The 26,801-nt window shown below is 73.6% G+C and carries 22 protein-coding genes; 15 read left to right on the top strand and 7 right to left on the bottom strand.

Annotated features, from left to right (window positions below; genetic code table 11):
• Positions 1-150: 150 nt before the first annotated feature.
• A complete protein-coding gene (locus QUV83_RS11845; protein ID WP_289564718.1) occupies positions 151-1,095 on the top strand; it encodes an ROK family glucokinase in 945 nt (314 codons plus the stop codon).
• A 34-nt stretch (positions 1,096-1,129) separates the two neighbouring features.
• Here the strand turns inward: QUV83_RS11845 and QUV83_RS11840 are convergent, their stop codons facing one another.
• Positions 1,130-1,678, bottom strand: a complete 549-nt coding sequence (locus QUV83_RS11840; RefSeq protein ID WP_289564717.1) for a hypothetical protein — start codon at positions 1,676-1,678, stop codon at positions 1,130-1,132.
• Positions 1,679-1,752: 74 nt separating this feature from the next.
• Between QUV83_RS11840 and QUV83_RS11835 the strand changes: the two genes are divergently transcribed.
• From QUV83_RS11835 to QUV83_RS11825, 3 genes are all read left to right on the top strand, one after another.
• Entirely contained in the window at positions 1,753-2,553 is an 801-nt protein-coding gene (locus QUV83_RS11835) for a lysophospholipid acyltransferase family protein (RefSeq protein ID WP_289564716.1), read from the top strand.
• A 114-nt stretch (positions 2,554-2,667) separates the two neighbouring features.
• The gene (locus tag QUV83_RS11830; protein WP_289564715.1) at positions 2,668-3,888 is read left to right on the top strand and encodes a pyrophosphate--fructose-6-phosphate 1-phosphotransferase; all 1,221 of its coding nucleotides are present in this window, start codon (positions 2,668-2,670) and stop codon (positions 3,886-3,888) included.
• Positions 3,885-5,237: a class II 3-deoxy-7-phosphoheptulonate synthase gene (locus tag QUV83_RS11825; RefSeq protein ID WP_289564714.1), complete on the top strand. Its 1,353-nt coding sequence runs from the start codon at positions 3,885-3,887 to the stop codon at positions 5,235-5,237. The genes QUV83_RS11830 and QUV83_RS11825 overlap by 4 nt, the downstream gene beginning before the upstream one ends.
• A gap of 93 nt (positions 5,238-5,330) precedes the next feature.
• Here the strand turns inward: QUV83_RS11825 and pknB are convergent, their stop codons facing one another.
• The gene (pknB, locus tag QUV83_RS11820; RefSeq protein ID WP_289564713.1) at positions 5,331-7,289 is read right to left on the bottom strand and encodes a Stk1 family PASTA domain-containing Ser/Thr kinase; all 1,959 of its coding nucleotides are present in this window, start codon (positions 7,287-7,289) and stop codon (positions 5,331-5,333) included.
• A gap of 48 nt (positions 7,290-7,337) precedes the next feature.
• Complete coding sequence (locus tag QUV83_RS11815) at positions 7,338-8,558, bottom strand: LysM peptidoglycan-binding domain-containing protein (protein ID WP_289564712.1); 1,221 nt, start codon at positions 8,556-8,558, stop codon at positions 7,338-7,340.
• 165 nt (positions 8,559-8,723) lie between these two features.
• Here QUV83_RS11815 and QUV83_RS11810 point away from each other — a divergent pair, with 165 nt between their 5' ends.
• Entirely contained in the window at positions 8,724-9,137 is a 414-nt protein-coding gene (locus tag QUV83_RS11810) for an Rv2175c family DNA-binding protein (RefSeq protein ID WP_289564711.1), read from the top strand.
• Between the two features lie 96 nt (positions 9,138-9,233).
• On the opposite strand, the gene QUV83_RS11805 is transcribed toward QUV83_RS11810, so the two are convergent.
• The gene (locus tag QUV83_RS11805; RefSeq protein WP_289564710.1) at positions 9,234-10,349 is read right to left on the bottom strand and encodes a polyprenyl synthetase family protein; all 1,116 of its coding nucleotides are present in this window, start codon (positions 10,347-10,349) and stop codon (positions 9,234-9,236) included.
• A gap of 21 nt (positions 10,350-10,370) precedes the next feature.
• On the bottom strand, positions 10,371-10,940 hold the full coding sequence (locus QUV83_RS11800; protein WP_289564709.1) for a hypothetical protein: 570 nt from the start codon (positions 10,938-10,940) through the stop codon (positions 10,371-10,373).
• Between the two features lie 155 nt (positions 10,941-11,095).
• Between QUV83_RS11800 and QUV83_RS11795 the strand changes: the two genes are divergently transcribed.
• From QUV83_RS11795 to QUV83_RS11780, 4 genes are all read left to right on the top strand, one after another.
• Complete coding sequence (locus QUV83_RS11795; protein WP_289564708.1) at positions 11,096-12,232, top strand: DUF4192 domain-containing protein; 1,137 nt, start codon at positions 11,096-11,098, stop codon at positions 12,230-12,232.
• Positions 12,233-12,398: 166 nt separating this feature from the next.
• Positions 12,399-12,797 carry a universal stress protein gene (locus QUV83_RS11790; RefSeq protein ID WP_289564707.1) on the top strand — a complete coding sequence of 133 codons (399 nt, stop codon included), beginning with the start codon at positions 12,399-12,401 and terminating at the stop codon, positions 12,795-12,797.
• A gap of 231 nt (positions 12,798-13,028) precedes the next feature.
• On the top strand, positions 13,029-14,540 hold the full coding sequence (locus QUV83_RS11785; RefSeq protein WP_289564706.1) for an RNA polymerase sigma factor: 1,512 nt from the start codon (positions 13,029-13,031) through the stop codon (positions 14,538-14,540).
• Between the two features lie 202 nt (positions 14,541-14,742).
• Entirely contained in the window at positions 14,743-15,087 is a 345-nt protein-coding gene (locus QUV83_RS11780) for a hypothetical protein (protein WP_289564705.1), read from the top strand.
• 80 nt (positions 15,088-15,167) lie between these two features.
• On the opposite strand, the gene QUV83_RS11775 is transcribed toward QUV83_RS11780, so the two are convergent.
• The gene (locus tag QUV83_RS11775; RefSeq protein ID WP_066589011.1) at positions 15,168-15,389 is read right to left on the bottom strand and encodes a DUF7455 domain-containing protein; all 222 of its coding nucleotides are present in this window, start codon (positions 15,387-15,389) and stop codon (positions 15,168-15,170) included.
• Positions 15,390-15,530: 141 nt separating this feature from the next.
• Between QUV83_RS11775 and QUV83_RS11770 the strand changes: the two genes are divergently transcribed.
• The 3 genes from QUV83_RS11770 to QUV83_RS11760 all read left to right on the top strand — a co-directional run bounded on the left by QUV83_RS11770 (position 15,531) and on the right by QUV83_RS11760 (position 19,582).
• Positions 15,531-17,657 carry a DNA gyrase/topoisomerase IV subunit B gene (locus tag QUV83_RS11770; RefSeq protein WP_289564704.1) on the top strand — a complete coding sequence of 709 codons (2,127 nt, stop codon included), beginning with the start codon at positions 15,531-15,533 and terminating at the stop codon, positions 17,655-17,657.
• Positions 17,658-17,708: 51 nt separating this feature from the next.
• On the top strand, positions 17,709-18,740 hold the full coding sequence (locus tag QUV83_RS11765; protein ID WP_289564703.1) for a GNAT family N-acetyltransferase: 1,032 nt from the start codon (positions 17,709-17,711) through the stop codon (positions 18,738-18,740).
• 86 nt (positions 18,741-18,826) lie between these two features.
• Positions 18,827-19,582: a lysoplasmalogenase gene (locus QUV83_RS11760; RefSeq protein WP_289564702.1), complete on the top strand. Its 756-nt coding sequence runs from the start codon at positions 18,827-18,829 to the stop codon at positions 19,580-19,582.
• A 19-nt stretch (positions 19,583-19,601) separates the two neighbouring features.
• On the opposite strand, the gene QUV83_RS11755 is transcribed toward QUV83_RS11760, so the two are convergent.
• On the bottom strand, positions 19,602-22,067 hold the full coding sequence (locus QUV83_RS11755; RefSeq protein ID WP_289564701.1) for a DNA gyrase/topoisomerase IV subunit A: 2,466 nt from the start codon (positions 22,065-22,067) through the stop codon (positions 19,602-19,604).
• Positions 22,068-22,247: 180 nt separating this feature from the next.
• Here QUV83_RS11755 and QUV83_RS11750 point away from each other — a divergent pair, with 180 nt between their 5' ends.
• The 3 genes from QUV83_RS11750 to QUV83_RS11740 are packed head-to-tail and all read left to right on the top strand — an operon-like array spanning position 22,248 to position 26,799.
• Complete coding sequence (locus QUV83_RS11750; protein ID WP_289564700.1) at positions 22,248-24,983, top strand: bifunctional acetate--CoA ligase family protein/GNAT family N-acetyltransferase; 2,736 nt, start codon at positions 22,248-22,250, stop codon at positions 24,981-24,983.
• A 29-nt stretch (positions 24,984-25,012) separates the two neighbouring features.
• Positions 25,013-25,588, top strand: a complete 576-nt coding sequence (locus QUV83_RS11745; protein ID WP_289564699.1) for a DUF5998 family protein — start codon at positions 25,013-25,015, stop codon at positions 25,586-25,588.
• Positions 25,585-26,799: an alkaline phosphatase family protein gene (locus QUV83_RS11740; RefSeq protein WP_289564698.1), complete on the top strand. Its 1,215-nt coding sequence runs from the start codon at positions 25,585-25,587 to the stop codon at positions 26,797-26,799. Before QUV83_RS11745 ends, QUV83_RS11740 begins: the two co-directional genes overlap by 4 nt.
• The last annotated feature ends 2 nt before the right edge of the window (positions 26,800-26,801 follow it).

Raw genomic sequence — 26,801 nt, 5'->3', positions numbered from 1 at the left:
TCGCCCGCCTGTTCGGGGCGGCTTCTGGTTGGCCCGCGGGCGCATCCGGCGACGCGCGCACGCTAGCGTGAAGCCACATCCAGGGCGGGGGCGCGAGTCCCGCCCGACTCACAGCCGCATCACCTGGGGCCTCCAGGAGCAGGGACGGACATGCACGCCATCGGTGTGGACATCGGCGGAACCAAGATCGCCGCGGGGGTGATCGACGAGGACGGCACGATCCTGGCCAAAACGCGCCGGGTCACCGAGCCCGACGACGCCGGCTCGATCGACCAGGCGATCGCCGAGATCTACGGCGAGTTCTCCGGCTCCTATGAGATCGGCTCGATCGGCCTGGCCGCCGCGGGCTTCGTCTCCTCCGACCGGTCCGGCGTGCTCTTCGCCCCGAACCTGGCATGGCGCAACTACCCGCTCGACGAGCGCGTGCGCGCGCTGATCGGCGGCGACGTCCGCATCGTTGTGGAGAACGACGCCAACGCCGCCGGCTGGGCGGAGTTCCGGTTCGGCGTGGGCCGCGAGGTCGACGACATGCTCATGCTGACCGTCGGCACCGGCCTCGGCGGCGCCCTCGTCGCCGACGGCAAGCTCGTGCGGGGCGCCTGGGGCGTCGCGGCGGAGGTCGGCCACATGCGCGTCGTCCCCGGCGGCCACTACTGCGGGTGCGGCCACGAGGGCTGCTGGGAGCAGTACGCCTCCGGCAGCGCGCTGGTCCGGGACGCGCAGGCGGCCCTCATCACGCAGCCGGAACGCGCCGAGAGCCTGCTCTCGCGCGTCGGCGGCAAGGTCGGCGACCTCACGGGCCCCGACGTCACGGAGGCGGCGCAGGCCGGCGACGAGCTCGCCATCGAGCTGCTCGCGAACCTCGGCCGGTGGATCGGCGAGGGCGCGGCGTCCGTCGCCGCGCTGATCGACCCGGGCCTCATCGTGATCGGCGGCGGTGTCGGCGCGGCTGGCGACCTGCTGCTGAGCCCGGTGCGGCACGCGTTCTCCGAGCAGCTCTCCGGGCGCGGCTACCGGCCCGAGGCGCGCATCGAGCTCGCCGCGATGGGCAACGACGCCGGCATCGTCGGCGCCGCAGACCTCTCGCGCGTCTGACGCGGGGCCGGGGCGGCTCGCGGGCCGCCCCGGCTCACACCACCGCGCCGGTGTCGTCGTCCGCGTCGTCCCGGCGGTGGGGCATCCGCCACACCAGCGCGCCGACGCCCAGCACGAAGACCACCGCGGCGGCCTGGATGAGCGCCGCCGGCGGATGCGGCCAGGCGAGCACCACCACGAGCAGGAAGACGGGCATCCCACCGGCCGCGAACCAGGCCATGGTGAGCATCGGGTCCCCGCCGAGGACGGGCCCGGGATCGGGCGGGACGAAGTGCTCGTCCGCGTCCACGACGGCCTCGGCGGCGTCGATCTGGCTGGTCCCGTCCCAGTCGCGCCCGCCGCCCACGAGCTCGTCGGGGGTCTCCGGGGCGGCGGCGCGCACCACCCGCGGGTCGGAGACCCAGGGCGCGACGGGGTACGTTACGGCGGGGTCCGCGCCATCCGCCTCGTCGATGTCGGCCAGGTCCGCGATGATCGCGGCCCAGCGCTCGTCGTCCGTCGGCGTGGGAGCGGTGTCGCCCGCAGGGGTGTCGGGGCCGTTCTCGGCGGCGGAGTCGTCAGGTTCGTCGGGGCCAGGTCCCATGTGAGCACTCTAGAGTCGGACACGAGGGCAAGGGGCGCAGTGCGCCACCGGGCGCCAGGTCGAGAGGTGGCAGGTTGTTCTACTGGTTGATGAAGCGGGTGCTGGTGGGCCCGCTGCTGCACCTCGTGTTCCGCCCATGGGTGCGCGGGGCGGAGAACGTGCCCGCCCAAGGCGGGGCGATCCTCGCGGGCAACCACCTGGCCGTCATCGACTCGTTCGTGCTGCCACTCGTGCTCGACCGCAAGATCGTGTTCATCGGCAAGTCCGAGTACTTCACCGGCTCCGGGATCAAGGGCCGGCTGACTGCCGGGTTCATGCGCGGCGTCGGCACCATCCCCGTGGACCGCGGCGGCGGCAAGGCCAGTGAGGCGGCGCTCAACACCGGCCTCGAGGTGCTCCGCAACGGCGACCTGTTCGGGATCTACCCCGAGGGCACGCGCAGCCCCGACGGCCGCCTCTACCGCGGCAAGACCGGCGTCGCGCGCCTCGCCCTCGAGTCCGGCGCCCCGGTCATCCCCGTGATCATGGTCGGCACGGACAAGGCGCAGCCGATCGGCCGCCGGCTGCCCAGGCCCCAGCGCCTCGGCGTGGTGATCGGCAAGCCGCTCGACTTCAGCCGCTACGCGGGCATGGAGGACGACCGATTCATCCTGCGCTCGGTCACCGACGAGATCATGTACGCGATCATGAGCCTGTCCGGCCAGGAGTACGTCGACGTGTACGCGGCCACCCAGAAGGCGCGCATCGCCACCGGGCACCCCGCCGTCGCCGCCGACCCGGCCGAGCACCTGCCCACGGCGCCCGGCGGGCGGCCCGCTCCGGACGTCCAGGTTCCGGGACCGCCCGAGGACGAGCCCCGCACGTCAGTAGGATGAGCTGGTCGCCGTCACGGACGGTGGTGGTCCTCCGGACCAAGGGCCCGATAGAGGCCCGCAGCGAGGCCCGAACATCAGGGGGCCAGCTGTGTTGAACAACGAGAGGTGTGTCTCATGTCGGTTCGTCGCGTCGCGCTCCTGACCGCAGGCGGCTTCGCCCCGTGCCTGTCCTCCGCCGTCGGTGGCCTGATCGAGCGGTACACCGAGATCGCGCCGGAGATCGAGATCATCGCCTACCAGTACGGGTACCACGGCCTGCTGACGGGGAACTCGATCGTCGTGGACGACGAGACCCGCTCGCGCGCGGGCCTGCTGCACGGCTTCGGCGGGTCGCCGATCGGGAACTCGCGGGTCAAGCTCACCAACGCCGCCGACTGCGTCAAGCGCGGCCTGGTCAAGGAGGGCCAGGACCCGCTGCAGGTCGCCGCCGAGCAGCTCCAGAAGGACGGCGTGGACGTGTTGCACACCATCGGTGGCGACGACACGAACACCACGGCGGCCGACCTCGCCGCGTACCTGGAGGAGCACGGCTACCACCTGACCGTCGTCGGGCTGCCGAAGACGATCGACAACGACGTGATCCCGATCCGCCAGTCGCTGGGCGCGTGGACCGCCGCCGAGGAGACCGCGAAGTTCGCGGAGAACATCATCGGCGAGCACCGCTCGGGCCCGCGCATGCTCATCGTGCACGAGGTCATGGGCCGGCACTGCGGCTGGCTCACGGCCGCCGCCGCCGCGGAGTACCGCAAGCGGCTCGACGGGCGCGAGTGGGTGCCGAGCATCGGCGAGTCGCGTGAGCGCTGGGACATCCACGCCGTCTTCGTGCCCGAGCTGAAGCTCGACATCGACGCCGAGGCCGAGCGTCTGCGCGGCGTCATGGACGAGCTCGGCAACGTCAACATCTTCCTGTCCGAGGGCGCGGGCATGCACGAGATCGTCGAGCAGCTCGAGGCCTCGGGCGCCGAGGTGCCGCGCGACCCGTTCGGCCACGTCAAGCTCGACACGATCAACCCGGGCGCCTGGTTCGCCAAGCAGTTCGCGGAGAAGCTCGGCGCCGAGAAGACGATGGTGCAGAAGTCCGGGTACTACTCGCGCGCCGCCGCGGCCAACCCGGAGGACCTGCGCCTCATCAAGTCGATGACGGACCTCGCCGTCGAGTGCTCGCTCAAGGGCGAGGCCGGCGTGATCGGCCACGACGAGGAGGACGGCGACCGCCTCAAGGCCATCGCGTTCCCGCGCATCGCGGGCGGCAAGGCCTTCGACGTCCAGCAGCCGTGGTTCAAGGCGATGCTCGCCGAGATCGGCCAGGAATTCGTCCCGGCAGACCACTCATGAGCTTCGAGGCCGACCCGGAGGTCCTGCGGGGCCTGGACCACTGGCGCGCGCTGAACCCCGTGCAGCAGCCGAGCTGGCCGGACCCCGCCGAGCTCGAGCGGGTCACGAAGCGGCTCGCTGGGCTGCCGCCCCTGGTCTTCGCCGGCGAGGCGGACGCGTTGCGCGCCCACCTCGCGGCGGCCGGGCGCGGCGAGGCTTTCCTGCTCCAGGGCGGTGACTGCGCGGAGACGTTCGAGACGGCCACCGCGGACAACATCCGCAACAAGATCAAGACGATCCTGCAGATGGCCGTCGTGCTGACCTACGGCGCGAGCCTGCCGGTCATCAAGATGGGCCGGATGGCCGGGCAGTACGCCAAGCCCCGCAGCTCGGACACCGAGACGCGTGGCGACGTGACGCTGCCCGCGTTCCGCGGCGACATCATCAACGGCTTCGACTTCACCCCCGAGGCCCGTCAGCCCGACCCGCAGCGGCTGCTCGAGGCGTACCACACGTCCGCCTCGACGCTGAACCTCATCCGGGCGTTCACCACCGGCGGGTTCGCGTCGCTGCTGCGGGCGCACGAGTGGAACCGCGGGTTCATGGCCAACCCGGCGTACTCGCGCTACGACGAGATCGCCTCCGAGATCGACCGGGCGATCCGCTTCATGGCGGCGTGCGGCGCCGACTTCGACGCGCTGCGCACCGTGGAGTTCTTCTCGAGCCATGAGGGGCTGCTGCTCGACTACGAGCGGCCGCTGACGCGCATCGACTCGCGCAACGGCCTGCCGTACGACTGCTCGGCCCACTTCCTGTGGATCGGGGAGCGCACCCGCCAGCTCGACGGCGCGCACGTCGACTACTTCTCGCGCGTGCAGAACCCGTTGGGCATCAAGCTCGGCCCGAGCACGACCGGGGACGACGCGCTCGCGTTGATCGACAAGCTCAACCCGAACGCCGAGCCCGGCCGCATCACCTTCATCACCCGCATGGGCGCCGGCAAGATCCGCGACCTGCTCCCGGCGGTCGTGGAGAAGGTCGCGGCGGACGGCCGTCCGGTGACCTGGGTGTGCGACCCGATGCACGGCAACGGCATCACGTCGGCGAGCGGGTACAAGACCCGTCGCTTCTCCGACGTGATGGACGAGGTCGCCGGGTTCTTCGAGGTGCACCGCGCGCTGGGCACTGTGCCCGGCGGGCTGCACATCGAGCTCACGGGCGATGACGTGACCGAGGTGCTCGGCGGCTCGGAGGAGATCGACGACGCGGGGCTCGCCCGGCGGTACGAGACCCTCGTGGACCCGCGCCTGAACCACCAGCAGTCGCTGGAGATGGCGTTCCAGGTGGTGGAGCTGCTCCGCAAGTCCTGAGCGGCGCACGCGCATGACCTGACTGTGGCCGGACCCCGCAAGGGGCCCGGCCACAGTCATGCTCCAGCGTGCTGGGGGTCTCCGCAGTGCGGCTCAGACGACCTTGAGGGTGATCGTCGTGCCCTTCGGGGCCATCTCGCCCTTCGCCACGCTCTGCTCCCGCACAGTGCCGAACAAGCCGCCGAGGACGTTCTCGCGGGCCACCTTGAACCCGGCGGCCTCCAGCGTCTCCTTGGCCTTCTCATACTGCAGGCCGAAGACGTCGGGCACCACCACGGGCTCCGGCCCGTCGGAGACGGTGAGGGTCACGGTGTCGCCCCGATGCCCCGTCGCACCGCCCTCGGGGCTCTGCGAGATGACGCGCCCCTTCGCCACGGTGTCGGAGAACGCGGGCGCGGTGGCCACCACCAGGCCAGCCGCCTCGAGCTCCGTGGCGGCCGACTCCGCCGTCAGCCCCACCACGGAGAAGAAGCTCAGCGGCTCGGGGCCGTCCGAGATGGTCAGCACCACGGACGAGCCGCGGTTGACCTGCGCGGAGGGCTCGGACGACGCCGCGAGCACCATGCCGCTCGGCGCCTCGTCGGAGTAGTGGTCGCCCTCGGCGTACTCGGGGACCAGGTCCGCGGCCTCCAGGGCGGCCGCGGCGTCTGCCTGCATCGCGCCGACGAGTCCCTCGGGCACCGCCACGAGGTCCGGGCCTAGGGAGATGGTGAACGACACGGCGCCGTCCTTGCGGACCTTCTCGCCCTCGCCCGGGTCGGTGGCGAAGACCGTGCCAGGCTTCGCGGTGTCGTCGAAGGCCTCCCGTGGATCGGCGCCCAGGCCCGCCGCGTCCAGGATCTCGACAGCCTCGGACTCGGTGGAGCCGGTGAGCGCCGGCACCGTGGTGTAGGCGCCGGGGCCCAGCGTGAGGAACCACCACGTGCCGACAGTGGCGAGCAGGGCCAGCACCGCGGCGGGCACGCCCCAGCGGAGCCAGCGGCGGCCTCCGGCGGCTGGGGTGGACGCGGCGCCGGGCTGGACGCCGGCCCCGATCGGCAGCGCGACAGTGCCGCCCGCCGGCACCGGCTGGATGCGGGCGGTCATCGAGTCGTCCGGCGTGAGCGCGCCAAGCAGCGCGTCACCGGTGTCGGAGTCGTCGTCGTGGGGGAGGGCCGGAGCCGGCGCGACGTCGGCCCGGCGGTCGAGAGTGGCCTCGTCGAGGCTCTCCCGGGTGCGGCGCACCAGCGCGAGGGCGGCGGAGGCGTGCACCGGCCGGTCCTCGGGGTCGCGCGCGGCCAACGCGGTGACCAGCTCGTCGACCTCGGCAGGCAGCCACGCGACGAGCTCGGACGGTGCGGGCACATCGTTGTTGACGTGCTGGAACGCGACCTGGATGGGCGTCTCGCCGGTGTACGGCTGGCGCCCGGTGAGCATCTCGTAGAGCAGGATCCCGCAGGCGTAGACGTCGGTGCGGGTGTCGCTCACCCCCCGGGAGATGAGCTCGGGGGCGAGGTAGGCGACGGTGCCGAGCACGGTGCCGGTGGTGGTCGACGTGACCTCGGTGACGGCGCGCGCGAGGCCGAAATCGGCCACCTTGACGCGCGCGTCCGAGGCGATCAAGACATTCTCGGGCTTGATGTCCCGGTGCACCAGGTCGGTGCGGTGCGCGGCGGCCAGGGCGTCGAGCACCTGCTCGAGCATCCGCAGCGCCGCGCCGACGGTCAGGGTCCCCTGCTCCTCGAGATGGCGGCGCAGGGTGGACCCGTCGACGTGCTCCATCGTCAGGTAGCTCATGTCGCCATCGACGCCCTGGTCGAGCACAGCGACCAGGCCGGGGTGGGTGAGCCGGGCGGCGGCCCGCGCCTCGCGGCGGAACCGTGCGACGAACGCGGCGCCGCTCGTGCCCTCGGCGAGGTGCGCGTGCATGACCTTCAGCGCCACGTCCCGGTCGAGCCGCCGGTCGATGGCCAGGTACACCGTCGCCATCCCGCCACGGGCGATGCGGGAGACGACCTCGTATCGACCGTCGACCAAGCGGCCCACGAGCGGATCTGTGACGGTTGCTCCCACGGTCGGAAGTCTACGGTCGCGTGGGGACGGTCAGCGTCAGGCGCGACGTCAGCGGAACCGCGCCATATGCGTCTGGATGTTGGCGACGTAACGGCGGGTGTCGGCGTACATGCCGTTGCGCTTCACGGAGCTGGCGCCCTGGTAGTAGCCGGCGATCGCCGTCGGCAGGTCGTTCGCGTTCTTGACCAGTGCCCGCAGGATGGCGACGCCCGCCACGACGTTGTCGTTCGGGTCGAGCAGGTTGATCGGGCGGCCCACGAGCTGCGCGGCCCACTCGCCCGAGCTGGGGATGACCTGCATCGTGCCGATCGCGTTCGCGGGGGAGACGGCGGTGTGGTTGAAGCCGGACTCCTGGAAGGCCACGGCGAGCGCGAGCGCGGGGTCCACGCCCATCTCGCGGGCGGTCGCGGCCACCTTGGCCTGCATCTCCGCCTTCGATGGCACGCCGGTGGCGAGCAGTGTCGCCTTGTTGGCGTTGGCGGCCGAGACGACCGAGTCCGCGTAGGTGCGCCCGGCGAACGTGTTGCCGACGAGCTGGGTGGTGGCGGTGGTGGCGCTCGGCGCCGTCGTGCCGGGCAGGGTGAGCGTCTGGCCGATGCGGATGAGCGCGCGGGAGTCCAGGTTGTTCGCGCTGACGATGGCCGCGACCGTCGTGCCGTGGCGCTTGGCGATGCTCGAGACGGTGTCCCCGGCCACGACGGTGTGCGTGGCGGCGGACGCTGTCCTCGTCGGCGTGGTGGCCGTCGCGGCGCCACCGGCGGCGGCCTGCGCGGCCCCCGGGATCGTCAGCGTCTGGCCGATGCGGATGAGCGCGCGGGAGTCCAGGTTGTTCGCGCTGACGATGGCCGCGACCGTCGTGCCGTGGCGCTTGGCGATGCCGGAGACGGTGTCCCCGGCCACGACGGCATGCGTCGCCGCGGGGGCGGTTGCGGCAGGAGCGGGCGCGCTCGCCGCAGGCGCGGTGGCGCTGCCCGACGGGATCGTGAGCTGCTGGCCCACGCGGATCCGGGAGGCGTCGGCGAGGGAGTTGGCGCGCGTGATCGCCTGCACGCTCACGCCGCTGCGCGCGGCGATGTGGCTCACGGTGTCGCCCTGGCGGACGGTGTAGGCCTCGTCCGCCTGGGCGGTCGCCGCCGAGGACACGGCGGCGACCGCGGCGAGCGCGAGCGTGGCGCCTGCGCTGGTGCCCCGGCGCAGGGCGCGGCCGGGCTCGGCAGGAGAGGGCGCGGCGGCCTGTGCGCACTGCTGACCGGTGGCGGACTGCGTCATCGTCGGTACCTCATGATGCTGAAGTGATGGATGGGGCCGGAGTGACTCAAGTGACAGAATGCGAACGTATCCGAGGCACGCGGGTTGTGAAAGCGCAGCGCCGCAATTGCCCCGTGTCATTTCCTGGCGAACGGGTGACGTGCGCGGGTGCGTACGCTTGTCCTCGTGACTGACAGTGCAAACCTGGACAACATCGTCGACGCGTGGCTCACGGTCCCCGACGTCGCGGAACGACTCGGCATCGACGTCGGCAAGGTGCGCCGCCTGCTGCAAGAGGGCCGCCTGGTGGGCGTGCGCCGTGGAGACCCGCGCGTGCTGTCCGTCCCCGAGGCGTTCCTCGTGCCGGCCCACCTGGCGAACCCCTCCGCGCCGACCCGCCAGGACGACGACGCGCCCGCCTGGACGGTGCTCGCGTCGTTGCAGGGCACATTCACTGTGCTGGGCGACGCGGGCTTCGACGAGGCCGAGATGATCCAGTGGCTCTTCACCGAGGACGAGTCGCTGGCCGCCCGGCCCATCGACGCGCTGCGCAGCGGCGGGAAGACCGCGGTGCGCCGGGTCGCCCAGGCCCTGCTCTGAGCACTGCGTGACCAGGTCCTCCGGGGTCGGCTGAGGCCAGCGCGAGGGCTCAGCCCTGGTGCGGCGGGCGCGCGCTGACGGCGGCGCGCGCCGGGCTCAGAACCGCCGGTCGACGGCGGCGTGGCCGAGCGCGATGAGCATCTCGCGCCCGCGCTCGGTCACCGCCAGGGCGTCGAGCCCGGCGAACGCCTGGTCGCTGAGCTCGCTGATGAGCGCCTCGACGTCCTTGGCGGCGCCGGTGGCGTCGATCGCCGTCGCCAGCTCGCGCACGGCGTCCAGCCCGAGATCGCGGCGGCCGAGCTGGGCGCGGACGAGCTCGGCCGTCGCGTCGTCGCCGTTGGCGCGGGCGCGGGCCACGGCTCGTGCCACGAGCACTGTGCGCTTGCCCTCGAGAAGGTCGTCGCCGGCGGGCTTGCCCGTGGCGCTGGGATCGCCGAAGACGCCGAGCAGGTCGTCGCGCAACTGGAAGGCCTCGCCGAGCGGCAGGCCGACGGCCCGCATCGCGGCGACCTCCCCCGGGGCGGCGCCCGCGAGCGTGGCGCCCAGGGCGAGCGGGTGCTCCACGCTGTAGCGCGCCGACTTGGCCCGGACGACCTCGCGGGCGCGTGCCTCGTCGGCTGCCGGGTCCTCGCCCCAAGGCAGGGCCTGGGCCAGCACGTCGAGGTACTGCCCGATGGTCACCTCGGCGCGCATGACGTCGAAGACCTCGCGGGCACGGGCGGCGAGGTCGCTGGCTTGCGTGGAGACGGCTGCGGCGAAGGCCTCCTCGCTGAGGACGAGCGCGAGGTCGCCGAGCAGGATCGCCGCCGAGTCGCCGAAGCGCCTGGCCCCGCCAGCCCATCCCTCGGCCTCGTGGCGCGCGGCGAACACCCGGTGCGCGGCGGGCAGCCCGCGGCGGGTGTCTGAGTCGTCCATCACGTCGTCGTGGAACAGCGCCGCGGCCTGGAACAGCTCGAGCGCCGCCCCGACGCGGACGACCATCTCGGCGGCGGGGGAGTCGGGCTCGCCCCCGTGCGCGCGCCAGGCCCAGTAGCAGAACGCCGCGCGCAGCCGCTTGCCGCCCGACAGCATCTGCTCCACGGCGTCCCCGAGCGGGGCGGCATCGGGGCTGATCGCCGCCAAGCGTTCGCGCACGGCCTCCACATGGGTGGCCAGGGCGGCATCGACTCGGCTGCGGACGTTCTCGGCGTCGACCAGGGGGGTGGCACTCACGCGGTCAGCCTACGTCGCCCGTCAGCCGTCCAGGCGGAGCTTGCCGCCGACGGTGAGCGTGCGCACGCCGTCCCGGTCGAGCACCCCGACCACGAGCATCTCGCCGCCGTCACGGGTGAACGTCGTCTGCGCGGCGAGCCCTGGCTCGGCCTGCGTCGGTGTGGCCTCGGCGAACCCGGCGGCGAGCAGCGGCTGCCGCAGGCTGTCCACCAGCGCTGCCGCGTCGAGGGTCGATCGCAGGTTCAGGCTGAGCGTGCCCAGGCCGCCGTCCTCGGCTGGGCGCAGCGTCGAGACCAGGATCTCGGCGTCGTCGGGCACCGGCACGAGGTCGCTCGGGAAGCCGTCCGGGAGGGCTCCGACGGCGGAGTGCTCGTCGCCGTCCTCCTCGAGCAGCGACTCGGTGGGCTGCGGGGCGGAGGACGTCATGGACGCCGCGGCGGGCGTCGCGTCCTGCGCCGCTGGCTCGGAGGCGGTGCACCCGCCGAGCGCGAGCGTGGCCGCGAGCAGCAGCGCGGGCGACGCCGGCGCCCATCGGCGGGTGGCTCTGGCGATGGGTCCGGCTAGCGGGGAGACCAGGGTGGGGGAGCGCACGTGCGTACCGTAACGCGGAGCCCCGACCGGTCACTGTCGCGCCCGCGCGATGTCGTGCCCGCGCCAGCCGCCCCCAGGGGCTGGCGCCCCCTCGGCGTCCACAGCCCTCGGCGTCGGACGCGCGCCGTGACACGCGACGCGGTGGTGTGTGCGCCATGGACACCACGACGCTGCGCGTCAGCGAGCCGCGCGAGCTCCTCGCCTACCTTCCCCACCAACTCGGCTTCCAGCCGCATGAGAGCGCCGTCGCGGTGAGCCTGCGGGCTCCCCGAGGGCGGATCGGCCTCGTCGCCCGGGTCGACCTCGACGACCTCGGCGGCCAGTCCTCCGGACCCCGGGTCGCCCGCGGCCTCGTCGCCCATCTCGGGGCGGATCGCGCCTCGGGCGCCGTCCTGGTCCTCTACACCGCACAGGACCCACGCCGGCACGGGAACTCCGGGACGCTCGCGCACGCTGCCGCCGAGCACTTCCGCGAGGCCGCGTCCGCCGCGCTCGGCGACGTGACCGTGTGGGTCGTGACAGCGACCGGCTATCTCCGGCTCGACTGCGACGACCTGGGGTGCTGCCCGGCGGGCGGTCGCCCGGCCCGCGAGCTCGAGTCGACGGCCGTCGGCGCGCACATGGTGCTCGCGGGCTCCTGCGTCGCGGACTCCCGCGGAGCCGTGGCGCGCGTGCTGCCGGCGCCCGCCTCGGCGCGTCGGTCGGTCGCCCGCGTCGCCCAACGCTGGCTCCGCCGGCGGGAGGACGCCGCGCGGGCGGGCGACGCGGCCATGGCCCTCTGGCGGGCGCGGTCGCTCGACGCGTGGACGCAGTGCGTCGCCGCCGTGCGCGAGCCCTGCCAGGACGACGCCGCGGTGAGCCCCGCGGTGCTGGGCCGGCTCGAGGCGGGCCTGGCCGACCGGCGGGTGCGCGACGCCGTGCTCGTCACCCTGGTGCCCGGCACCGGCGACCTGGCCGCGCGGTCGCTGCGCGAGGACGAGGCTGTCACCGGGCGCGAGATGGCGGGCGCCATCGCGGCGATCGTCGACCCGGCGCACGCTGTGCCGCCACCCGCAGACGCCACGGCCGTGCATGCGCAGGCCCTCGAGCGCCTGGTGGCCCACGGTCGCCGCGGGTCCCAGGCGCCCGCGTTGACGCTCCTCGCACTCCTCGCGTGGTGGCAGGGCGACGGGGTGCGCGCCAGCGTCCTGGTCGAGCGGGCCCGCGCCCACGAGGCGGGCTACCGGTTGGCGGTGCTGCTCGACGACGTGCTCACGGCGGCGATGCCGCCCGGGTGGGCGGCTGGCCGCTGAGAGGCCGCCGTGCCGCGGCGCTGACCTGGGCGACCGCGCCGGGGGCCGTGCGAGCGTCCGGGCCGTGGCGCCGGCTGCGGACCCGGCGCGGGGAGGGTGCTGTGCGCGGTGGGCTCGGGTAGCGTCCTGCTCGCGACATCCGCGACAGCACGCAGGAGGAGTCCCGATGGGCATAGTGGTGGGCTATCTGGCGACACCCGAAGGGCGCACCGCGCTCGAGGCCGCCACCGTCGAGGCGCAAGCACGCAAGGAGCGGCTCGTCGTGGTGGTCAGCGACCGCGGCGACGACAGCGACGCGGCGCGCGGGGAGTTGGAGGCGTCGCTCGACGACGTCCGGCGCGACCTGGACTCCCGTGACATCCCGCATGAGGTGCGGCTGCTCACGCGGGGCCGCGACGTCGCCGAGGACCTGATCGGGACCGCCGAGGAGATCGGGGCCAGCCTCATCGTCATCGGCCTGCGACGCCGCAGCCCGGTCGGCAAGCTCATCCTCGGCGCCAACGCGCAGCGCATCCTGCTGGACGCGCCCTGCCCCGTGATGGCGGTCAAGCCCGCCGCGGGCTGACGTCGCCACAACCTCCGGCATCACCGGCAGCGGGCGCGCGAAAGCGGGAATCTTCCGCGCCCGCCATCCGTTCCACGAGAAGTGCGCCCTTGGGCGCCCGCGCGGACAGGGTCACGGGAGGCCGTGCGCGTCCTGCCCCGCGCGCTGATCACGGTCCAACCCGGAATCTGCCCGGTACAATATTGGTCTACCCGTGCTTCATCCGGGTCTCTCGCTGCCGAAAGGTCGTTTGTGTCGTCCCAGTCTTCGCACCCCGCGCTCCCGCGTGAGTTCGAGCACCCTGCCCTGCAGGAGCTCGTCCGTCACGGCCGGACTCACGGCAGTGTCAATGCAGTGGCCCTGCGCAACGCTTGTGAGCAGGCCGACGTGCAAGACGCCAAGCGTCTGAAGGCCGTCGTGCGCGGCCTGGCCACCGCTGGCATCACCGTTGAGCAGCCCGCCATCCCCGCCCGGGCTGTCGCCGCCACCCGCGCCAAGACGCGACCCGCGTCCAAGGCCGTGGTCGGCGCCGACGAGGCCGCCGAGAAGCCCGCACGGGCTCCCCGCGCCGCCGCCAAGGCGAAGGCGCCCGCCAAGACCGCCGCCGCCAAGCCCATGACGAAGGCCGCGCAGGCGAAGGCCGCGAAGGCCGCCGCCGCGGGCGACGACGCCGTCGAGCTCGAAGAGGTCGAGATCGACGATGTCGTCGTCGATGACGACGTCGCAGCGGACGGCGCCGAGGGCGACACCGTCAAGAAGGAGGGCAAGGAGGAGGAGGCCGAGGAGAGCGTCGGCTTCGTCTACTCCGACGCCGACGACGACGACGCCCCGGCGCAGCAGGTCGTCACCGCGGGCGCCACGGCCGACCCGGTCAAGGACTACCTGAAGCAGATCGGCAAGGTCGCCCTCCTCAACGCCGAGCAGGAGGTCGATCTCGCCAAGCGGATCGAGGCCGGCCTGTTCGCCGAGGAGCGGCTGAACTCCGGTGTCGCGATGGAGCCCAAGGCCCGCCGCGAGCTCGAGTGGATCGCGGGCGACGGCCGTCGGGCGAAGAACCACCTGCTCGAGGCGAACCTCCGCCTCGTGGTGTCCCTCGCCAAGCGCTACACCGGCCGCGGCATGCTCTTCCTGGACCTGATCCAGGAGGGCAACCTCGGGCTCATCCGCGCCGTCGAGAAGTTCGACTACACCAAGGGCTACAAGTTCTCGACGTACGCCACCTGGTGGATCCGCCAGGCGATCACGCGCGCCATGGCCGACCAGGCCCGCACCATCCGCATCCCGGTGCACATGGTCGAGGTCATCAACAAGCTCGCCCGCGTCCAGCGGCAGATGCTCCAGGACCTGGGCCGCGAGCCCACGCCCGAGGAGCTCGCCAAGGAGCTCGACATGACCCCCGAGAAGGTCGTCGAGGTCCAGAAGTACGGGCGCGAGCCCATCTCGCTGCACACCCCGCTCGGCGAGGACGGCGACAGCGAGTTCGGCGACCTGATCGAGGACTCCGAGGCGGTCGTGCCGGCTGACGCTGTCAGCTTCACGCTGCTGCAGGAGCAGCTCCACCAGGTGCTCGACACGCTCTCCGAGCGCGAGGCGGGTGTGGTGTCCATGCGCTTCGGGCTCACGGACGGCCAGCCCAAGACCCTGGACGAGATCGGCAAGGTCTACGGAGTCACGCGTGAGCGGATCCGCCAGATCGAGTCGAAGACGATGTCCAAGCTGCGCCACCCGTCGCGCTCGCAGGTGCTGCGGGACTACCTGGACTGAGCACAGCACTCATCCGCCGCCTCGCGCGGCCACGAACGCCCGGCAGTCACACGACTGCCGGGCGTTCGCGCGCTCCGGGCCCAGGGCCCGGGCGGGAGGGCGTTCCCAGCAGGCCCGGCTACCGTTCGCGCGGCCTCCGCCCGGCTCGCCCGGCTCACAGCGCGGAGGCGAGGACGAGCGAGAGGACGGACGGACGTCGATGATGAGCGAGGCCGCGGCGCGGGCCGCACTGGGACGCGTGAACGACGAGTTGGACTTCGCCACCCGCGCGGTCGGCATGCTCGACCGGGTGAACTCCTCGATGGGCGACGTCTCCGAGGCGGTGCGGCGGATGGCCATCGACCTGCGGCGCGCGATGGCGAGCGAGCCCGACGCGGGATCGGCAGTGGTCAGGGTGCTGGCCGAGGTCGACGCGGTGGAGGAGTTCTACGGGCTCGCGCAGCAGTTCGACTCGTGCCTGGCGTCCCCGGCGGCGGCTGCGGCCGCCCGTGAGCTGATATTCGCGCTGCGGAGCGCGCTGGGCGTCAGCACCCGGCCGCGCGCCTGAGCGGGCGCCCGTCTGTCAGCCAGGCCCAGAAACGCCACGTGCCGACCACCAGGACGGTGGTCGGCACGTGGGAGTGAGGGTCAGCGCGCGGCGCCTGCGCCCGCTCCGTGCTCGGCCAGGAGCCGGTCGGTCTCGTCCTGGACGTGCGTGGCCATCTCGGAGAGCTTGGGGCCGTGCTCGCGCGCGTGGTGGGCGCAGAAGAGGAGCTCACCCACGGGCAGGAGCACGCGCACGTAGGCCTGCGCGTTGCAGCGGTCACAGCGGTCGGCTGCGGTCAGTGGTTCAGTCGTCGTCCCAGTCACCTAGCCATCAAACCATCGGAGGCTGAGAACCAGCGGCTCGGAAGGGCCAGGTTCGCTCCGCGCGTACCTCTCCCACCCGGGAGCGTGACGCGGGCCCGGCGTGCGCGGCGCTGTGGGTCGGAGCGATTACGCTCAGGCCTCGTGTCGACAGCATCAGCAGAGTCCAGTTACACCGCCCGGCACCTCTCCGTGCTGGAGGGCCTGGAGGCCGTCCGCAAGCGCCCGGGCATGTACATCGGGTCCACGGACTCCCGTGGGCTCATGCACTGCCTGTGGGAGGTCATCGACAACTCGGTCGACGAGGCCCTGGGCGGGCACGGCGACCGGATCGAGGTCATCCTGCACGCCGACTCCTCGGTCGAGGTCCGCGACAACGGCCGCGGCATCCCTGTGGACGTCGAGCCGAAGACGGGCCTGACGGGCGTCGAGGTCGTCTTCACCAAGCTGCACGCGGGCGGCAAGTTCGGCGGCGGCTCCTACGCGGCCTCGGGCGGCCTGCACGGCGTGGGCGCGTCCGTGGTGAACGCCCTGTCCGCGCGCCTGGACGTCGAGGTGGACCGCGGCGGCAAGACCCACCGCATGACGTTCCACCGCGGCGAGCCCGGCATCTTCGACGACAGCGTCACGCGCGGCCCCGACTCGCCGTTCACGCCGTTCGTCGACAACTCCGAGCTCACGGTGGTCGGCAAGGTCGCGCGGGGGCGCACCGGGTCGCGGGTGCGCTACTGGGCTGACCGCCAGGTGTTCCCCAAGACCGCTGTGTTCTCCTACGACGAGTTGGTGACGCGCGCCCGGCAGACCAGTTTCCTGGTGCCGGGCCTGGCGATCACGGTGCGCGACGAGCGCGGCCTGCCGGGGACCCCGGGCGCCGACGGCCCGCACGAGGAGACGTTCCTGCACGAGGGCGGCACGCGCGACTTCGTCGACCACCTGGCGCCGGACCCGGCGGTGACGGACACGTGGAGCCTGACGGGCACGGGGACGTTCACCGAGACGGTCCCGGTGCTCGACGAGCGTGGACACCTCGAGCCGCGGGTCGTGGAACGCGAGTGCGAGGTCGACATCGCGCTGCGGTGGGGGACCGGCTACGACACCGAGGTGCGCACCTTCGTCAACATCATCGCCACCCCCAAGGGCGGCGCCCACCTCGCCGGCTTCGAGGCGGCACTGCTGCGCACGTTGCGCAAGGCCGTCGAGGCGAACGCGCGCAAGCTCAAGGTGTCCACCAAGGACGGCGGCGAGCGCATCGAGAAGGAGGACGTGCTCGCGGGCCTCACCGCGGTGCTGACCGTCCGCCTCGCCGAGCCGCAGTTCGAGGGGCAGACCAAGGAGGTGCTGGGCACGGCGCCCGTGCGCGGCATCGTCGCGAAGGTCGTCGACACCGAGCTGGCCGCGATCCTCAACTCGACGAAGCGCGAGCACAAGGCGCAGTCGGCGCTGCTGCTCGACAAGGTCGTGGGCGAGATGCGCGCCCGCCTGTCGGCACGCAAGCAGAAGGAGATCTCCCGGCGCAAGAACGCCCTGGAGAACTCGACGCTGCCCGCCAAGCTCGCGGACTGCCGCAGCGACGACGTGGCCCGCAGCGAGCTGTTCATCGTGGAGGGCGACTCGGCGCTCGGCACAGCGAAGCTCGCGCGCTCCTCGGACTTCCAGGCGCTGCTGCCCATCCGCGGCAAGATCCTCAACGTCCAGAAGGCGTCCATCACGGACATGCTCAAGAACGTCGAGTGCGCCGCGATCATCCAGGTCCTCGGCGCCGGGTCGGGGCGCACGTTCGACCTCGAGGCCGCTCGCTACGGCAAGGTCGTGCTGATGACGGACGCCGACGTGGACGGCGCGCACATCCGCACGCTGCTGCTCACGCTGTTCTTCCGCTACATGCGCCCGATGGTCGAGGCCGGGCGGGTGTACGCCGCCGTCCCGCCGCTGCACCGCATCGAGGTGATCGGCGCGGGCAGCCGCAAGAACGAGTACGTCTACACGTACTCCGAGGCCGAGCTCACCGCGACGCTGAAGAAGCTCGACAAGGCCGGCAAGCGCTACAAGGACGACATCCAGCGCTACAAGGGCCTCGGCGAGATGGACGCCGACCAGCTCGCGGAGACCACGATGGACCCGCGCCACCGCACGCTGCGCCGGGTCACCGTCGAGGGCGCGCAGCGCGCCGAGGAGATCTTCGAGCTGCTCATGGGGTCCGACGTGGCGCCGCGCAAGGACTTCATCATCGCCGGCGCAGAGGGGCTGGACCGGAGCCGCATCGACATGTGACGCAGGCCATTTCGCTCGACGGCTCCGGGCGGCACGGGGGACAGTGGCGCCATGACGAGTGATCTGCTGCGCCCCCTGGCCGAGCGCGCCCAGCCGCCCCAGGCCCCGACGCTTCCACCGGCGTCGCTGGGCCTGGCGTGGCGCCCGTTGACTGCCGCCGATGTCGCGGACCTCGCGGCGTTGTGCTGGGCGGTCGAGGCCGCCGACGCGGCCCCCTTCCGGACCAGCCTCGAGGAGACGGCCGAGCGGTTCGAGGGCAGTTGGAAGCGTCCGGAGCTGGACACGCTCGCGGGCTTCGACGCGTCCGGCCGGATGCTGGCCTTCGGGCAGGTGACGACCAGCCCCGGTGACGAGGGCACCGTGCGGGCGTTCCTCGAGGGCGGGGTGCATCCCGACGCGCGCGGCCGGGGCGTGGGCCGTGCCCTGGTCGCGTGGATGGAGGGCCGCGGGCGCCAGCTGCTCGCCGAGTCCGGCAAGGACCTGCCCGCGCGGCTCCTGACCTACCTCGAGGCGGACCATCACGGGGGGATCGAGCTGTTCGCCGGCGCCGGCTTCACACCGAGGCGCTACTACACCGAGATGCGGCGGTCGCTGGCCGACGACCTGCCGACGACGACGCTCGCGGACGGCTTCTCGCTCGCGCCCTGGACGCCGGAGCTCGACGACGCCGTGCGGCGCGCGCACAACGAGGCCTTCGCCGACCACTGGGGCAGCGAGCCGATGACCCCCGAGGCGTGGGGGCTGCGCTCGGCGTCCTTCGTGCCCGGCTGGAGCCAGGTCGTCGTCGAGGACGCCACGGGCGAGGTCGCGGGGTACCTGATGTCCGCGCGCTACGAGCAGGACTGGCCCGTGCTGGGCCACACCTTCGGGTACACGAGCCTGCTCGGCGTGCGCCGGCCATGGCGCGGGCGAGGGCTAGCCGTGGCGTTGCTGGGCTGGGCGATGGGCGCCTACCGCGCGGACGGCATGGAGTTCGCCAGGCTCGGGGTCGACACGGCGAACCCGTCGGGCGCGCACGGCCTGTACGCGGCCCTCGGCTACGAAGTGGATGGCGGCTCGGTGATGTGCTCCATCGAGATCTGAGCCTGGAGCCTCGCGGGCGTCGCTGCCACTAGCATCGCCGGGAACTCGGGCGATGGCGCCCGGGCCGGACGGGGAGCGGGTGACGGGTGTCCCAGGTGCGCGCGGCGATCACACAGGGCCGTGGGAGCAGGCGCTCCCGGGCCGCGGTGCTGGTGTTCGGGCTGGTGGCGGCCGTCCACCTGGTGAGCCAGGTGGCAGGCGCCCTCGACGTCGCGAACGTCACGCAGTGGCTGCTCATGCCCACGCTCGTGCCGGTGCTCCTGGTGCTCATGCCCGCGCCCCTGGACCGCCGCGCCAGGCTCGTGCTCGTCGGCCTCGGCCTGTCCTGGCTGGGCGACTCGGCGCCCGACCTGGCGGACGGCTCGACGGCCTTCCTCGTCATGGTGGCGTTCTTCATGCTCGCCCAGGTCGCGTACGTCGTGGCCTTCGCGCCGGACTGGCGGGGGTCGCCGCTGCTGCGCAGGCCGTGGCTCCTGGCCCCGTACGCGCTGCTCTTCGTCAGCCTGGTCGCCGCCTGCGCGCCGGCCGCCGGGACGCTGCTGGCGCCGGTGGTCGTCTACGGGCTGCTGCTGCTGGCCATGTCCGTGCTGTCCACCGGCGTCAGCCGGGCCGCCGGGATCGGCGGGGCGCTGTTCTTCCTCTCGGACGCGCTCATCGCCCTTGGCGAGTTCGCGGGCCTCGCGCTGCCACGCCAGGGGCTGTGGGTCATGGCCACCTACATCGCGGCGCAGGCGCTGCTCGTCGTCGGCGTGGCCGCGGCGCGGAGGCGGGAGGCCGAGCCCACGGGCGACGGCGCCAGGACGCGGGGCGTGCCCGAGCCTGACGGGCGCCCCGCATCCTGACCTGGTGGACCAGCCGCGCTCAGCCGATCGCGAGCACGGGCGCCGCGAGCGCCACCCCGGAGCCGTCCCGTCGCGGATCGGGCGCTGGCAGGTCCACCGGCTGACCGGCCGACCCAGTGGCGCGTGGGGGAGTGGCGCCCGCCCACGCGAGGATGAGCGTGTCCTCGCCGCGCAGGAACCGGTGGGCGCGCACCCCGCCCGTGGCCCGGCCCTTGCCGGGGTAGAGCTCGAAGGGCGTCGTCTTCGCCGAGCCGGCCTGGGTGCCGGGCAGGGCCGAGGACGACCCGGCGATGGTCACGACGGCGGCGTCGACCCCTGCGGGCACCACGCCGAACCACACGGCCCGCTGGCCCGCGGACAGCTTGATGCCCGCCATGCCCCCGGCGGTGCGCCCTTGCGGACGGACTGCCGACGCGGGGAAGTGCAGCAGCGCCGCGTCCGAGCTCACGAAGACGATCTCGTCGGTGTCGTCGGCGTGGGCGCTGCCGACCACCTCGTCGCCGTCCTTGAGGGCGATGACGTCCCAGGCGTCCTTGTTGCCGGGGGCGTCGCCCGGGACGACGCGCTTGACGGTCCCACTGGCGGTGCCCAGCGCGAGGGGCGCCGTGTCGGCGTCCAGGGAGGCCAGGCCCACGGCCCGCTCGCCCGGCTCGAGGCTCACGACCTCGCTGAGCGGCACGCCGCCGGACAGCGCGGGGGCGCCGTCGGTGGGCGGCAGCGAGGGCAGGTCGAGCACCGACAGCCGCACCAGGCGGCCGCGCGAGGTGACGACGCCGATCTCACCGCGCGCCGTGGTGGCGACAGCGCCCAGCAGCACGTCGTGCTTCGCGCGTCGCTCATCGGGCCGCGGCGGGGCCTCCTCGCCGGCGGTGCGGGCCAGCAGGCCGGTGGCGGACATCAGCGCCCAGCAGGGGGTGTCCTCGATCTCCAGCGGCGTCGCGGACCGGGCTGCCGCCGCGGCGCCGGTGACGCTGGCGCCGCCGGAGGACTCGAGCAGGATCGTGCGGCGGGGCGTGCCGTACGTCGCCGCCACCTCCGCCATCTCGTCGGACACCACCAGGCGCAGCAGGGACTCGTCGGCGAGGATCCCCTGCAGCTCGGCGATCTCCAGGGCCAGCTGCTGCTGCTCCTTCTCGAGCTCGATCCGGGAGAACTTGGTCAGGCGGCGCAGGCGCAGCTCGAGGATGTACTCGGCCTGCGGGTCGGACAGGTCGAAGACGGTGCGCAGACGCGCGCGGGCGGCCTCCGAGTCGTCCGAGGTGCGGATGACCTGGATGACCTCGTCGATGTCGACGATCGCGATGAGCAGGCCCTCGACCAGGTGCAGGCGCTCGAGGCGCTTCGCGAGGCGGTGGCGGCTGCGGCGGCGCACCACGTCGATGCGGTGGTCCACCCACACCTTGAGCAGCTCGCGCAGCCCCAAGGTGCGCGGCTGGCCCTCGACGAGGGCGACGTTGTTGATCGAGAACGAGTCCTCGAGGGGCGTGTACCGGTAGAGCTGCTCGAGCACCGCCTCGGGGTTGAAGCCCGTCTTGATCTCGATGACGAGCTGCAGGCCGTGCGCGCGGTCGGTCAGGTCGACGGCGTTGGAGATCCCGGCGAGCTTCTTGGACTGCACGCCCTCCTTGATCTTCTCGATCACCTTCTCCGGGCCGACGCCGTAGGGCAGCTCGGTGACGACGATGCCCTTGCGGCGCGCCGTGACGTTCTCGATGCGCGTCGTGGCGCGCGTGCGGAAGGCGCCGCGTCCCGTGCGGTACGCGGCGCGCACGCCGTCGAGCCCGACGATCTTGCCGCCCGTGGGCAGGTCGGGGCCGGGCACGAACCGCATGAGGTCCTCGAGCGTGGCGTCCGGGTGCGCGACCAGGTGGCGCGCGGCGGCGACGACCTCGACGAGGTTGTGCGGCGCCATGTTCGTGGCCATGCCGACGGCGATGCCCGTGGCGCCGTTGACCAGCAGGTTCGGGATGGCGGCCGGCAGCACCTCCGGCTGGGTGAGCTTGTTGTCGTAGTTGGGCACGAAATTGACGACGTCCTCGTCGAGCCCCGCGGTCATCTGCGCGGCGGCCGGCGCCTGGCGGGCCTCGGTGTACCGGGGGGCGGCGGGACCGTCGTCCAGCGAGCCGAAGTTGCCGTGGCCGTCCACCAGCGGCAGACGCAGCGCGAACGGCTGCGCCATACGCACCATCGCGTCGTAGATGGCCGTGTCGCCGTGCGGGTGCAGCTTGCCCATCACGTCGCCGACGACGCGCGAGGACTTCACGTGCGCGCGGTCGGGGCGCAGGCCCATCTCCGCCATCTGGAACAGGATGCGCCGCTGCACCGGCTTGAGGCCGTCGCGGGCGTCCGGCAGGGCGCGGGAGTAGATGACCGAGTAGGCGTACTCGAGGAACGAGCCCTCCATCTCGGTGGCGACGTCGATGTCGACGATGCGCTCGACGATGTCCTCGGGCGGGACGTCAGGGGTCGCGGTGCGGCGCGCCATGGGGGATGCGGCTCCTCGGTGCTGATGGCCCGCGCGGGGCTTGCTCGGTGGGGCGCACGGGCATCCGTGCAGGGTCATTGTCGCGTGCGCGCAGGGGTGACCGGTGCACGGCGCGCGGCTCCTGGCCGCCGCGGGGCCCGGATGGCCGGAGCGCGGACGGCGGCACACTAGCCTGGCCAGATGGCCGAGGTCACTGACGACGCACCGGGGGAGCAGTCCGTGCCGTACCCCGCCGGCTGGGAGGCGGACGTCGTCCTGCGCGACGGGTCGACCACGCATGTGCGCCCGATCCGGCCCACGGACGCCGACGCCCTGCAGGCCTTCCACGTGGCGCAGTCTGAGCGCTCCACCTACCTGAGGTTCTTCGCGACCCTCACGCGGCTGCCCGAGCGCGACCTCGCCCGGTTCACCCGCGTCGACCACGACGACCGCGTCGCGCTCGTCGCAGTGACTGCCGACGAGCAGATCATCGGGGTGGCCCGCTACGACCGGGTGGGGCCCGACGAGGCCGAGGTCGCGTTCAACATCGCGGACGCGCACCACGGGCGCGGCCTCGGCTCGGTGCTGCTCGAGCACCTGGCGGCGGCGGCGCGTGAGCGGGGTGTGCGCCGGTTCACCGCCGACGTGCTGCCGCAGAACGGCAAGATGATCGGCGTCTTCCGCGAGGCGGGCTACGCGGTGCGCCAGTCCATCGAGGACGGCGTGGTCACCGTGGCCTTCGACCTCGACCCCACCGACCGATCGCTCGCGGTGATGGCCGACCGCGAGCACCGCGCCGAGGCGCAGAGCGTGCGAGGGCTGCTCACCGCCCAGTCGGTGGTCGTGGTGGCCTCCGAGGACGCGGCCCCGGGCTCGCATGAGGACCTGCTGACCCGCCGCGTGCTCGACGACCTGGCCCGCACGAGCCGCGGCGTCGACGTGCACGCCGTGGGCGTCGGGGCGCTCGCGGGGGACGTGCCAGCCGGCGCGCGCGTGTGGGCCGACCTGGCCGAGCTGGGCGCCACGGCCGGCGCCGTCGACCTCGCGGTGCTCACGGTCCCGGCCGAGGAGTCCGTGGCGGCCGTGCGGGCCCTCGCGCCGCTCGGCGTGCGCGGCGTGGTCGTCCTGTCCGCCGGGTTCGCCGAGACGGGACCCGAGGGGCTCGCGCGGCAGCGAGCCCTGCTGCGCACCGCGCACGCCGCCGGGATGCGCGTCGTCGGCCCCGGCTCCTACGGCGTCCTGTCGCACGCCGAGGGCCGCACGCTCAACGCGACACTGGCCGTCGAGCCACCCGGCCCGGGCCGGATCGGGCTGTTCTGCCAGTCCGCGCCCATGGCGGTGGCGCTGCTCGGGTCGGTGCGGCGGCGCGACCTGGGCCTGTCCTGCTTCGTCTCGGCAGGCCACCGCGCCGACGTCTCCGGCAACGACCTCATGCAGTTCTGGCATGACGACGAGTCCACCGACGTCGCGTGCCTGTACCTGGAGTCCATCGGCAACCCGCGCAAGTTCTCCCGGGTGGCCCGCAGGCTCGCCGCGGTCAAGCCCGTCGTCGTGGTCACCGCCGGGCGCTCCGGCCAGGTCGTCCCGCCAGGCCACGCCGTCCGGGCCACCCACGCGCCCCGCCGCACCCTCGAGGAGGTCATGCGCCAGTCGGGGGTGATCCGGGTCGAGAACACCCACCAGCTCCTCGAGGTCGCCCAGCTCCTGGCCCTGCAGCCGCTGCCCAGCGGCCGGCGCGCCGCGATCGTGGCCAGCTCTGCGCCGATGGCGGTGCTGGTGGCCGAGGCCGGGGCGGCGGCCGGGCTCGCCGTGGGCGGGCAGGCGGTCATCCTCGGCGAGGACGCCGACGACGAGGCCGTCGAGCTCTCCCTCGCCGAGCTCTACGCCGACCCCGACACCGACGTCGTCGTCGTGGTGCACGTCCCGACGGTGGGCAGCTCGGAGTCCCGCGTCGCGCGCGCCGTGGCCCGGGCAGCGGCCGGATCGGGGCGGGCGACGGTGGCCTGCGTCGCCGGGCTGCACGGCGCCACCGCCGACCTCACCGCCCAGGACGCCGACGGCAGGGCGTGGACCGTCCCGGCCTACACGACCCCCGAGGACGCGGTGCTCGCCCTCGGGCAGGCGGCCCGGTACTCCGCCTGGCGCGCCGCCGAGCGCGGGTCGCCCGTCCACCCCGCGCGCGCCGACACGCGGGCGGCCCGCCGCCTCGTCACCGCATGGCTCGCCGACGCCGGCCCCGGGGCGGACCTCGTGCTCGACCAGGAGCGCACCACCGCGCTACTCGGCTGCGTCGGCATCGACATCCTCGAGTCAGCCCCGGCGTCCACCCCGCAGGAGGCCGTCGACGCCGCGCGCCGCATCGGCTGGCCCGTCGCCCTCAAGACCACGGCCCCGACGCTGCGGCACCGCGCCGACCTGGGCGGCGTCCGGCTCGACGTGCACGACGAGGCGGAGCTGCGGGCCGACGCCGCACAAGTCCTCGAACTCGCCGCGAGCCACCCGCCCGAGCCAGGCCGCGCGCCGCTCGAGGTGCAGGCCATGGTGCCGCGCGGGGCCTCATGCGTCGTGCGCTCAGTCGAGGACCCGCTGTTCGGGCCGGTGATCAGCTTCGGCCTCTCGGGCGACGCGTCCGACCTGCTCGGCGACGTGAGTTACGGCGTGCCGCCGCTGACGGACGTCGACGTCGCCGAGCTCGTCCGCTCAGCCCGGGCCGCCCCCCGGCTGTTCGGCTACCGGGGCCTGCCGGCGCTGGACGTCGCCGCCCTCGAGGACGTCATCGCCCGCGTGTCAGTGCTCGCCGAGGACCTGCCCGAGTTGAGGAGCCTGGAGCTCAACCCCGTCGTCGTCTCCGAGCGCGGAGCCATCGTGCTCGGCGCGCGCGCCCACCTCGCCGTGGCGGACAGGGCCGACGGGACGCGCCGCGCGCTGCCGACCTGAGCCCAGCCCAGAGGTGGGAGGATGGTGAGGTGCCCCCTGCATTCACCGACCTCCGCCAGGACCTCCACCGGGCGGGCTACTACCCCGAGCTAGTCGCCGACGTCCTCGACATCGCAGTCGCAGACGAGCCGGTCGTCGCCCACCTGGTCCACCCCGAGACGACGTTCGACGCGGCCGAGGTGCGCCGCCACGTCACAGTGCTGGTCCTCACGCCGACCCGCCTGGTCGTCGCGCACGTCGACGACCACCCCGCCGACAGCGAGAACCCGTCAGCCAGCGCTGCCGCGACCACCGAGTCCGTGCCACTCGCCGAGCTCCGCTCGGTGGCCCTCACGCACGTCATGGCGAGCCCCGAGCAGCACCGCGCCGGCGACCTCGCGGCCGAGCTCACGCTCGCCGTCGGATGGGGCGCCGTCTCGCGGGTGGACCTCGAGCCCGCCTCCTGCGCCGACCCGAACTGCGACGCCGACCACGGCCTGACCGGGACCTTGACCCCCGACGACGTCGTCGTGCGGGTCAGCGCCGTCGCCGAGGGCCAGGACGCCGTGCGGGCCGCCGCCTCCTTCGCCCGGCAGCTCTCCGCCGCGAGCGCTCGCGGACGATGAGCACCGACCCCTTGACTCCTGCCCGCCCGGCACTGGCCCCGCCGACCTCCGGCGAGCTCGCGGCCGCGGGCCTCGTGGCGCCCGATTACGCGGGGAGCCACCTCGGCGGTGTGCTCCCGGCCGTGGCGGACGCCCTCGGCGTGCCTGTTCCCGGCGGGGCCGCGGCCCGCGCACGGCTCGGCCTGCCCCGGCAGCAGCGCGCGTGCGTCGTGCTGGTGGACGGCCTGGGGCAGCACAACCTCACGGAGCGCGCGGGCCACGCCCCGTTCCTGCGCTCGCTGCTCGGCGCGTCCGCGCCGTTGAGCGCCGGCTATCCCTCGACCACCGCCGCGTCGCTCGGCTCCTTCGGCACGGGCGCGGCCCCGGGGCGCACCGGGATGGTGGGCTACACGGCCCGCAACCCGCGCACCGGCGCGCTGGCCAACCTGGTGTCGTGGGACGGGGCCGGGCCCGCGCGCGAGTGGCAGCGCGAGACGACGGTCTTCGAGAGCGTCGCCGCGGCGGGCGTCCCGGTGACCAGCGTGGGGCCCGCCCGGTTCGCTGGCTCGGGGCTCACCGAGGCCGCGCTGCGCGGGGGCGACTACCGTGCGGCCGAGGCGCTCGCCGACCGGGTGGACGTGGCCCTCTTCGAGCTCATGGGGCCGGCGCTCGTGTACCTGTACTGGGGTGACGTCGACAAGGTCGGACACCATCACGGGTGGGGGTCGCGGCAGTGGGGCGACGCGCTGTCGGCGCTGGACCGCGAGCTGGGCCGGCTGGCCCGCTCGCTGCCCACCGGCACGACCCTGATCGTCACGGCCGACCACGGGATGGTGGACGTGGACCGCTCGCGGCGCTGGGACGTCGCGCGGACCCCGGCCCTCGCCGAGGGCGTGCAGCTCGTGGCGGGCGAGCCCCGCGCCCTGCACGTGCACGTGGCGCCCGGGCCGGACGCCCGGGAGCGGGCTGAGGGCGTGGCGCTGCGCTGGCGCGAGACCCTCGGGGACGCGGCGTTCGTGGTCCTGGGCGACCACGCCGTCGAGGCCGGCTGGTTCGGTCCCGTCGCCGAGCACGTGCGGCCCCTCATCGGTGACGTGGTCGTCGCGATGCGCGGCCGCGCCACAGTGGTGGACTCGCGCACCCAGAGCCAGGGGTCGATGGACCTGGTGGGGGTGCACGGATCCCTCACCCCCATCGAGATGTCCGTGCCGTTCCTCACCGTCCACGCCTGACC

It is taken from the genome of Cellulomonas cellasea, assembly GCF_030372105.1.
Classification (GTDB): Bacteria; Actinomycetota; Actinomycetes; order Actinomycetales; family Cellulomonadaceae; genus Cellulomonas_A; species Cellulomonas_A cellasea_A.
Note: the sequence above shows the minus strand (reverse complement) of the source record. Positions and strands in the feature narration are given on the sequence as shown.